At 41.9% G+C, this 9,655-nt stretch carries 9 protein-coding genes; all 9 read left to right on the forward strand.

Annotated features, from left to right (window positions below; genetic code table 11):
• Positions 1-22: 22 nt before the first annotated feature.
• The 9 genes from IH879_13505 to IH879_13545 all read left to right on the forward strand — a co-directional run bounded on the left by IH879_13505 (position 23) and on the right by IH879_13545 (position 9,505).
• Positions 23-2,920: an OmpA family protein gene (locus IH879_13505; protein ID MCH7675952.1), complete on the forward strand. Its 2,898-nt coding sequence runs from the start codon at positions 23-25 to the stop codon at positions 2,918-2,920.
• Between the two features lie 130 nt (positions 2,921-3,050).
• Positions 3,051-3,467 (forward strand): hypothetical protein, encoded by a 417-nt coding sequence (locus tag IH879_13510; GenBank protein ID MCH7675953.1) that lies wholly within the window; start codon positions 3,051-3,053, stop codon positions 3,465-3,467.
• Positions 3,464-4,090 carry a class I SAM-dependent methyltransferase gene (locus tag IH879_13515; protein ID MCH7675954.1) on the forward strand — a complete coding sequence of 209 codons (627 nt, stop codon included), beginning with the start codon at positions 3,464-3,466 and terminating at the stop codon, positions 4,088-4,090. The genes IH879_13510 and IH879_13515 overlap by 4 nt, the downstream gene beginning before the upstream one ends.
• Positions 4,091-4,676: 586 nt before the next feature.
• Positions 4,677-4,877 carry a cold-shock protein gene (locus IH879_13520; protein ID MCH7675955.1) on the forward strand — a complete coding sequence of 67 codons (201 nt, stop codon included), beginning with the start codon at positions 4,677-4,679 and terminating at the stop codon, positions 4,875-4,877.
• A gap of 258 nt (positions 4,878-5,135) precedes the next feature.
• Positions 5,136-5,600: a DUF1905 domain-containing protein gene (locus IH879_13525; GenBank protein MCH7675956.1), complete on the forward strand. Its 465-nt coding sequence runs from the start codon at positions 5,136-5,138 to the stop codon at positions 5,598-5,600.
• A 195-nt stretch (positions 5,601-5,795) separates the two neighbouring features.
• The gene (locus IH879_13530; protein ID MCH7675957.1) at positions 5,796-6,824 is read left to right on the forward strand and encodes a hypothetical protein; all 1,029 of its coding nucleotides are present in this window, start codon (positions 5,796-5,798) and stop codon (positions 6,822-6,824) included.
• A 55-nt stretch (positions 6,825-6,879) separates the two neighbouring features.
• Positions 6,880-7,371, forward strand: coding sequence for a tetratricopeptide repeat protein (locus IH879_13535; protein MCH7675958.1), 492 nt, complete (start codon positions 6,880-6,882; stop codon positions 7,369-7,371).
• A 176-nt stretch (positions 7,372-7,547) separates the two neighbouring features.
• Positions 7,548-8,720: a glycosyltransferase gene (locus IH879_13540; GenBank protein MCH7675959.1), complete on the forward strand. Its 1,173-nt coding sequence runs from the start codon at positions 7,548-7,550 to the stop codon at positions 8,718-8,720.
• Between the two features lie 11 nt (positions 8,721-8,731).
• Positions 8,732-9,505: a PIG-L family deacetylase gene (locus tag IH879_13545; GenBank protein ID MCH7675960.1), complete on the forward strand. Its 774-nt coding sequence runs from the start codon at positions 8,732-8,734 to the stop codon at positions 9,503-9,505.
• Positions 9,506-9,655: the final 150 nt, after the last annotated feature.

Genomic DNA, 9,655 nt, shown 5'->3' on the forward strand with positions numbered 1-9,655 from the left:
CCGCCGAAGTTGGGGGCGCCTAATGACCGTTCGTGGCGGATATGTTTTTGACGACAAACGGGATCAGCGGCTTTTCAATAAGTTTTCGCTCGGGTTGAGTTTTCGTCTTGATGATTATATAAACACGTCGCGCCACGCCAACAAAGCCAACCCGATTTTTAAAAACGCTGAATTACGTCTCGATGGTGGATTCTTAAACAGTAAAACTTTTTCAGATGTTTACCAGGGCAGTGTGACTTACCGGCCCCTGGGGCCCGAGCCTTTTCAATTTGTTGAATCGGATTCTATGTCATTTGATGTTACAAAAAGACCCACTTTTTCTTACCAGGTTTGCGACAGCGTTAAACTCGCCTGGGAAGCGACAAACGATCCGGATTTATATGACGAAGTGAATTATTTGCTCCTAATAACAAAAAATGACAGCACAGTCTTAAACGAATACATTGAATTAGCGAAAAGAAACGAAATTAATTCATATTTAAGAGATTATGAAACTTCGCCGAGATTGGAGGATTTCACAGAAGTCAGGCTATTGCATATACCCTCACAGAATCACAATTTGACAAATGGCTCAAGTATTTTGGAAGTTGTTCGGGGTTCGAAATTCTTAGTGCATAAGAAAGCACAAGAAATAAGCCATAAACTGTACATTCCCATTGATGCGCCCGGCCACTATTTCTGGACTGTGCTTGCTTATGATCAAAATCGGCACTTTCGTGTGATCGAAACATCGCGAGGTAATATCGCGCGCTTTTATACCAAACCGGCTCCGCTTTTGACAATAACTATGAGAAAGGATGAGCTCGAAAAAATAGCCTATGTGAAAATAACGAATACGGGCCAGTTAGCAGTTGACAAAAAGTTCCTTGTGCGAATCACCGCCTTTGATTCAACAGAATCCAAATCAATTTTATTAACTTCAAAGAAAGAACCAAAGGGTGAATTGGCAAAGGCGGGTCTTTATATGAGCTCGACTTCGCTGCCGATGCAGATTATAAACTGGGAAAACTCCCCCAGAGGTAAAATTATTAAACGAAAAGTTATCCCGGAATTGCAGGCCGGAGACAGTCTTAAATTCAAAATTGAATTGGACAAAGATTATCCTTATATCATTGCTGAAATAGATTCGGGCAACACAATTTGCGCTAATAAACGAGATACGTTGTCACTGTACGATCTTGCCCTTAAAAAAACGGTGGTTGTTGCACCTTTTAGACCCAGGGTGTTTTTTCATCCGGTCGGATCCTGGAATTTGACTCCTTCTGCTGAGATTGAGCTTCGCCGTTTGAGTTCAGCCTTTAAATCTGAAAAACTTAAAGATGGGTGCATTAAAATAGATGGTCATACGGATGAGCAGGGTTGGCCTGGACGGACTTCAAATGAAAATGACTCCCTTAATGCCGAGCTTTCGCTCAAGCGTGTTGAAAGCGTGCGCGATTTTTTAATTTCGCAAGGAGTTGATTCAACCCATGTTTTCGTCCAGGGGTATGGAAGAAGCAGCCCGAGAATTCCCAATGTTAAACTTACGTATGCTCGCCTTGAAAAAGCCGCAAGGGATTCCCTGCACCGAATCAACCGCCGGGTCGAAATGTATCTTATTAGAAAAAAATGCAAGGATGGCTTAGGCATTAATTGCAGCATTTTAAGTGCTGTGGAATGCACCGCAGACACTCTCAAAACTATAAACGCCGGAGATGAACTCAAGTATGTATTAACAGTTCAAAATCATGGAGCTTTTACCGCGAGGGACATTTTGTTGGAAGATATATTCCCACAGCACTTAATCCCTGTCAATAATCAGATTTTCACAACTGGCATTGGAAATTCAAACTATCATTTTTCTCATAACATAGAAGTTCTTCCTCCCGGTTCCATAGCCACAATTGAACTTCTTTTCACTGTGAGTTCCGCACTGCCTGACACCTTGCTCGAAATCGTAAACACTGCCGTTTTAAGCGCCCAAAACGATATGGAACTGGAGAATAATGCGTCCAGCGACACCATTTATGTGTTTGGCGGCCAACCCCCAAACATAGAACCTGTCGCAACGAATGTTAAAATTAAAGGTAGGACTCAAGTCCGTGATGTCCTCATGGGAAGTTATAATTTCTACGACTCGGATCGAGACCCGGAGGGTGAATCAACATTCCGCTGGCTTCGTGACGGCAAGGTTATAAATGGAGAGACTGGGGAAACTTATGAGCTGCAGCCCGGTGACCTAGGTTTCAGAATTCAGTTTGAAGTCACGCCGGTTTCCCAAAGCGGCGCGGGACCGGGAAGCGCAGTCAAAAGTGCAGGAACCAGCCATATTCGTGAACGCCCGAATTCGCCGCCGTCTGCAATTGCTTTGAAAATTATCGGCAAACCTGAAATCGGTACCACTTTACGAGCAAATTATAGATACAATGATTATGAGGGAGATAGACAAGGCGCATCCGTAATCCGGTGGTTGCGAAACGACTCTACCATGTCTGAGCAAACCGGGAAAATTTATAAATTAAGCGCAGTTGATAAAGGTTCTACGATTGGTTTTGAAATTACCCCGATTGCCCGAAGTGGAAAAACACTTGGGAAAACGGTTAGGAGTCTTGCAATCGGACCCATTCATGAGAAGCTAAATAGTCCCCCACAAGTTGCCAGCGTAGAAATTAGGGGCATTCTGGAAGTTGACCAAATTTTGACGGGAAGTTATGTCTGTCATGACCCGGATGGAGATCCGCTGGGCCAGGCGACTCTAAGGTGGCTGCGAAACGGGATTCCGATTCCGAGTGCAACTTCCGGAAATTATAAATTAAGGCTCGAAGATCTGGATACCAGAATTACATTTGAAGTCACCCCAATTTCGCAAACCGGTGTAAAAAGAGGTAAAGCAAAAGCAAGTTTACCAACTCAACCAATAAAGCGTTATCGTCCAAGATAGAAACTCTTTTACAACCCAAATTGAGCGATTGGCTCTTGGCCATTAGCTTTTAGCAAAAAAAAATCAAAAACCAAAGGCCAAAAGCTAATGGCCCGAAGGGTATTTTAAGTCAGAAAGTCATGAGTAGAAAATGCGTTATTTAGTCAAAGCAAAGCTAAAACCAGACCAAGAAAACGCCTTGCTGCAAGCCATTGAAAGCCGCACATTGGGTGAAGGCTCAATTGCCGGCGGAGAATATTTGCGGGACATGTACCAGGCCCGACACCTTGAAAAGGGTGTTACTTGTTGGGTGGAGGTTTGTTTCTGCGCCGAACCGTTGCAGGAGGAACTTCCCTATTGGGAAGAATATTTCGAAATACTTGAAATCAAAAACGCACACAGCAGAGAAAAATGTAAAGACCTCAACGGCACCGAACCCTGGGCCTGTCTGGACTGTGATTGTACCGAACGTCTTGAAGCCAGAATGAATGATTGGGGAGGCCCTTTCATAGCGAAACTGCAAAATGAAGTGATCGAAGATCAGGCAAGGGGAAAGGAGGTGCGATGACGAAAATGAGATCTGCGCAAGAAGTCTTCAACGATTGGGGGCAGGAAGATGGCGGAAGCGGAATGGAGACGGAACACTGGCCGCGGGTGAGTCAGGTGCTGTCAAGAATTGCCCCGAGTAACGGCAATTACCTCGAGCTTGGCGTTGGCAGCGGTTATGCCCTGGAATACATGGCAACACACGCATTCTCCGGCGGCCACTGCTACGGACTGGACATAAGCGACGAAATGGTGAAGACCTGCCGAAAGCGGCTTGCTCATCTTAAAAACGTCACCGCTGAAGCAGGCGACTTTCTTCAATGGCAGCCTCCTGCCGTGCGTTTTGACCTTATATTTTCTATGGAGGTCTTCTATTATTTCGAAGACATGCAAGCAGGCCTCAACAAAGCTGCCGATCTGCTGGCCCCCGGGGGAGAATTGCTGGTTATGGTCGACTTTTATCACGAGAATTCCGTAACGCATTCCTGGCCTGAGGATGTCGGAACTCCCATGACACTTTGGTCTGAGTCGCAATACGTTGAAGGCTTTAGCAAAGCAGGATTGGTAGACGTTCGGCAGGAACTCATTGCCGGCGGTAATTCTGAGCACGGATTGACTTTGTGTACAGGCGGAAAAATATCGTAGCAGAAGTGGCCACACTTGCGGTTGGCCAGAAATGCTGAGCCCGGAACTCTGGCGAGTTCTGCTACAGTTAAATCCCCCTGGCCCCCTTTTACAAAGGGGGAATTCAAATTTAGCGAAAGGCGACCCCCTTCCCGATTTTCCTTACAAATTTTTTATAATAATGAAATCGGGAAGGAGGCGCCTGAAGCCGTGGAGGATCCCTCGCCCCGTTGGATAGTTAAGCGGAGATAATTTTTATAAAAAAGAGGTACTTATCCCACGGGTGAGACCCGTCTTTCAGGGCGAGGAGCCGGAGCGGTCCCTAAAATTCCCGCAGTCAGCCTAAAAAATCATTTTTTAAAAAATCTAAAATTATCCTTGCATTTTAGTAAGATAAGTTTTACGTTTGTAATGTTAATCAATTGTACCTGGTTTTTCCGCCTTTCTGTTTTATGGGGTTAAGGCTTTTTTTGAGACAAAAGTAGCAAAACAAAACAAGACTCGTAGCGAATGGTGCAAGAAACTATTCAAAACGATTTTTTTTTGCCCGTGACAGACCTGGAAGAGGAAGGTACGCAACAAATATTTTTAGAGAAGGATTCGTTCAATGGAAACAGGTACTATCAAATGGTTCAACAGCTCTAAGGGGTATGGTTTCATCTCCAGAGAAGAAGGTGATGATGTCTTTGTTCATTATAATGCCATTGAAGGTGACGGCTACAGAACATTGGAAGAAGGCGACAAAGTCGAGTTTGAAATAGAGCAGGGTCCCAAAGGGCTACAAGCGAGTAAAGTCACCAAAATCTAATTTGGAAACAGGCATTTGAACAAACCCTGGCCGGTTTTGGGTCAGGGTTTTATGTTTCGTGAGCTGAAAGCTTTTTTTGCCGTTCTAAACTGTCAGGCCAATCTAATCGTTCTTGAATTCCAATTTCAATAACGTCTTACCTAATCAGTTCCCGAAGATTCTGACCAGACTCTGCCAGGTTATTTGGTAAAACCTCTCCCGAGGTAGATGGAAGATTTGCGTCATTTGGGGTCATTATAAATTAGCTTAGACTGTTTTATGAACAAGCAGGAATTCGAAGCGGTTATTGAAAAGCCGCCTAAAACTCCGGGAGCCTATATTGTCATTCCGTTTGATGTCCGGGAAGTATACGGAACCAAAGGCCGGGTTCAAGTGAAAGCGGCTTTTGATGGACATCCTTATCGCGGCTCTCTTGCACCGATGGGCGGGCGGCATGTGCTTGGAGTAAGAAAAGACATTCAACAGGCGATTGGTAAAACACATGGCGATCGGGTCAAAGTGGTGATTGAGCAGGATACGGAACCTCGGGTTGTGACAGTACCCAAAGATTTGCAAAAGCTGCTCGACGAAAATCTTAGAGCGAAAGCGTTTTTTGAAAAACTTTCCTACACGCACCGGAAGGAATATGTCACCTGGATCGAGTCGGCTAAGAAAGAAGAAACGAGACAGAGACGGCTGGAAAGGTCGCTTGAGATGCTGCAGGAGAATGTGAAGCATCCGTAAAGGGGGCGTCGAGGCAACCTCTTTCGATTACACTCAGGATAAACTCTCCGCGATATGAGAATCGTCAATATCTCGTTGTAGCGAGATCCACTCCACTTGAAAGAGACTTTTATAGATTCCCCAAATTTTCCAATTGAAAAATAGCTTTAGAAATATTATATTTAGATTCTTGCAAGAAAATCCGAGGAGCTCTAAATGTCAAAAGCAAAAGCCGAGCGCAAATCGTTCTTCAGAGATTTATTGGATCGGCGCTTACCGCAAATCCTGGGAATCTATTTGGGTGCCTGTTGGGCAGTGGTACAATTCGTCGACTTCCTGGTCAATCGGTATGTCTTGTCACCAAATTTAACAGACGTCGCCATCGTTGTCTTAATCTCTTTTATCCCGACAATTATGCTGCTTGCCTATTTTCACGGCAAACCGGGCCGGGATCGTTGGACCAGAATGGAGAAAATTGGCATCCCGTTTAATTTGGTTCTTACGGGTACCCTGGTCTTTTTCATATTTAGTGGACAAGAATTAGGCGCGGCTTCAAAGACGATAACTGTATTGGATGAGCAAGGTAACCAAATTGAGCGGGTCATTCCAAAAAGTCAATTCCGTAAAAAGATGGTCTTATTTTACTTCGATAATGAGACCGGTGACTCCGAACTCGATTGGCTGCAGTATGGATTTTCGTTTATGATTGGCTACGACCTGTCGCAGGATATGTTTCTGGATATCAGAAATGTCCACGACTCGGGATTCACGCCCGGAGATTACTACATTTACAAAAAAATAAAGGAAGCCGGTTTTGCCAAAGCAACGGGTGTGCCGTTAGCGCTTAAAAGAAAAGTCACCAACGAATTACACTTGCCATATTTTACCTCCGGAACTTTCAAAAAGGTTGACGACAGCTATTCTGTCGAGATTTCGCTTTATCAAACGAAAAACAGCAAGTTGCTTAAAAAGCATGAGTTTACGGGCCCAGATATCTTTGCCTTAGCCGATGAAATTTCCGTGCAACTTAAAACGGATTTGGAATTGCCAAATATGCATATTCAGGAAACGAATGATTTACCGGTGGCTGAGATCTTGACCCATTCAGTGACTGCCTTCAAGAGTAAAATGGATGGATTAGTTACTTTGTTGATTGATCAGGACTGGCGAAAAGCGCAAGCCAGCTATGAATTGGCCATTAAAGAAGACCCAACATTTGCCGTAGCGTACATGGAGTTGGGATGAGCAACTGGCCGAGTACAAAAAAATCTGGGAGCTCGATCCCGAACGGTACGAAACATTGCGAACCATCGGTACCTTATATCAAGTCAAAGGCGAGTTCGATGAAGCGTTGAAGTACTTCAATCAATACGCGAGTCAATTTCCAGAAGACCCGAAATCTTTTACTTCGATTGGCGGTCTGTATAAAGAAATGGCAGACTATGAACAAGCAAATGCAAATTACGAGAAAGCACTGCTTCTGGATCCGAGAAGTGTTTCGGTGCAGCTAACTTTGGCGAATATTGACTCGGAATTGGGCCACTTTGAACAAGCGTTTGCTCAGTATCAGGAAGCGCTGGCAGCGAGTGCTTCTCCGAAAGACAAACTGGACGTGTACAACGCGCTGGAAAAATATTATGTGAAACAAGGCCAAATAAAGAAGTCAATTGAATACATGCACCTTAAGATGGCCGAAATGGAAAAATTTTCCCCGCCGTTGCTGGTGCTATTTCGCCGAATAAGCACTTTGGATTCTTATGTGATGGCGCAATGTGTAATTAGGTTCTGCTGAAAATCCTTGACAGTTAAATCTTTCTCGCTTATCTTTCCAAATTCTCCTGTCATTTATTCTCTAAAGACTATGATCGGCAAAACAATCTCACATTACAAAATCATCGAGAAGCTTGGCGAAGGCGGTATGGGTGTCGTTTACAAAGCCGAGGACACCAAACTCAAACGCACCTCGCCTTGAAATTCCTACCTCGAGACCTAAACCGTGACGAAGAATATAGATCGGATTCAAACTACCCTGTAAAAAATGTTGCTATAGTTGTACAACCACACCAACAAATATCAATTGGCCAAAATAGAAAATATGGGGGCGTAGAGAGAAGTGTAACATACCTCATAGAAGGACTTATTGAAAGGGGCATTGATGTAACATTATATACTGCTAAAGAGTGTAGTCTAGGTTGTAATATAAGACGTCCCATAGGGATTTTTAATGGAGAATTTGGACAACAAATGGATCCAACACAACTTGCAGCTTATTCTAGAAAAATACGCGAAGACTTAGAGAGGGAGAATTTTGATGTTGTTAATAATCATTACGACCCTATAACTTTTCTTACTCTTCAAGGGATTAGAACTCCAACACTTACTACATTGCGAGGACCTGCAAATGAAGAGAATGTAACTGTTTTTGGATCTTTTCCTGAATCAAATTTTTCTGCTGTTTCTAACCATCAAAAAAAATTATATCCTCAAAATATGACCTTTGTAGGCGTTGTGCATAATTCAATTGATGATAAACATCCATTTTCAAATAATAAAAGAAAATATCTTTTTTCAGTAAGTAGAATCCAGCGATATAAAGGTCAAAGAAACGCAATAGAAATTGCAAAAAAAAGCGGATTAGATTTAATTATAGCAGGAAATTCTCTTGATGAAGAATTTTTCAATGGAGAAATTCAACCCCATCTTACAAAGGATCTTAGTAAGCCAAGTAAACAAAAAGAGAGAAAAGACTTTATAGAAGATACCCCAAACCATCAACAAACTGAAAGATCTGTTACATATGTAGGAGAAATTACAGAACAAGAAAGAGATAGACTCATGAGACATGCAAAAGCTTTTTTATTTCCAATTGAGGGAGAAGATTCTTGTCCTAGAGTTCTGTTAGAAGCAGGAATTGTAGGAACTCCTATAATTGCTTTTAATACAAGTGTTATACCTGAGATGATTGAACAAGGTAAAACTGGTTTTTATGGGAGATCAATTGATGAATTAGTAGGATTCACGAGAAGAACAAATGAAATAATTCCAGCAGATTGTCGTGAACACATTTTAAGAAATTTTAATAATAGCAGAATGGTTGACGGCTATCTTGATTTATATGAGAAAGTTGTTACAATAAATTAAATTAAACAAAAATGAATAGTAAAAAAACTCTTTATATTGGAGCACACGCTGATGATGTAGCTATAAATGCAGGTATAACAATACATAGAAATCCTGATAAGGCGTACATCTTGACTGTAACTAATGGGGTCTCTTTTGCTAATTATCCTATGGTGTTGGGAGGGGTTACTTTAGACAGTCATGAGGCATATGTTCAACAGAGATTAGAAGAAGATAAAGCAGCTATGCATGTTCTAGGGGTGGATATAGATAAGAGATTTACAAATAGTAAGATTCCTTGTAGAGAAACTTATAAATACCTAGAACAGATTGTTGAAATAATCACAACATTAATAAAGACGGAAAAAATAAAAAGGATCATGACTCATAGTTTTCCAGGAGAGTCTCATCCTGCTCATCCAGATCATGAAATAGTCTCAGTTTGTTCGTATATTGTTGGAAATGAATGTGGGATTGAAGTATGGGAATATCCTAGGTTCATGTCAAATTGTACTAACATACAAACAGATAGAATATTTTTAAATGAAGATGTGATGGAAATAGTTAGATATGATTTTACTTCTGAAGAAACTGCGTTTAGGGATGAACTAATGCAAAATTATCTAACTCAAGGATTTATTAGAGAGAAATATAGAACAACCAGTGAAATGTTTGGCAGAGCAACACGTAACCCCAAAATTATTCCTGATACAACTCATTTTTATGTTGGTGCAGATTACAAACCAGGACTTCGAGATATAAGGGTAGCCATAACTGATTTTTTAAAAGAGAGTTCATGCGTTTAAATTGATGAGTTTATAACAAACAATAAAATTCAAATTACTTTATATCGATCCAAACTTATTTTATAGACTATTCTAGCCATTATTTGTTTTAAGAGCAGTTTGGGCTTTTTAGCAGATAATTCAGTATCGGAACGAAAATAAAGTGAAGCA

The organism is candidate division KSB1 bacterium (assembly GCA_022562085.1).
Lineage (GTDB): Bacteria > Zhuqueibacterota > Zhuqueibacteria > Oceanimicrobiales > Oceanimicrobiaceae > Oceanimicrobium.

Excerpts from the sequence above, each read along its gene's own strand:
- IH879_13505 (MCH7675952.1), top strand. The coding sequence starts at position 23 with ATGACCGTTCGTGGCGGATATGTTTTTGACGACAAACGGGATCAGCGG.
- IH879_13510 (MCH7675953.1), top strand. The coding sequence starts at position 3,051 with ATGCGTTATTTAGTCAAAGCAAAGCTAAAACCAGACCAAGAAAACGCC.
- IH879_13515 (MCH7675954.1), top strand. The coding sequence starts at position 3,464 with ATGACGAAAATGAGATCTGCGCAAGAAGTCTTCAACGATTGGGGGCAG.
- IH879_13520 (MCH7675955.1), top strand. The coding sequence starts at position 4,677 with ATGGAAACAGGTACTATCAAATGGTTCAACAGCTCTAAGGGGTATGGT.
- IH879_13525 (MCH7675956.1), top strand. The coding sequence starts at position 5,136 with ATGAACAAGCAGGAATTCGAAGCGGTTATTGAAAAGCCGCCTAAAACT.
- IH879_13530 (MCH7675957.1), top strand. The coding sequence starts at position 5,796 with ATGTCAAAAGCAAAAGCCGAGCGCAAATCGTTCTTCAGAGATTTATTG.
- IH879_13545 (MCH7675960.1), top strand. The coding sequence starts at position 8,732 with ATGAATAGTAAAAAAACTCTTTATATTGGAGCACACGCTGATGATGTA.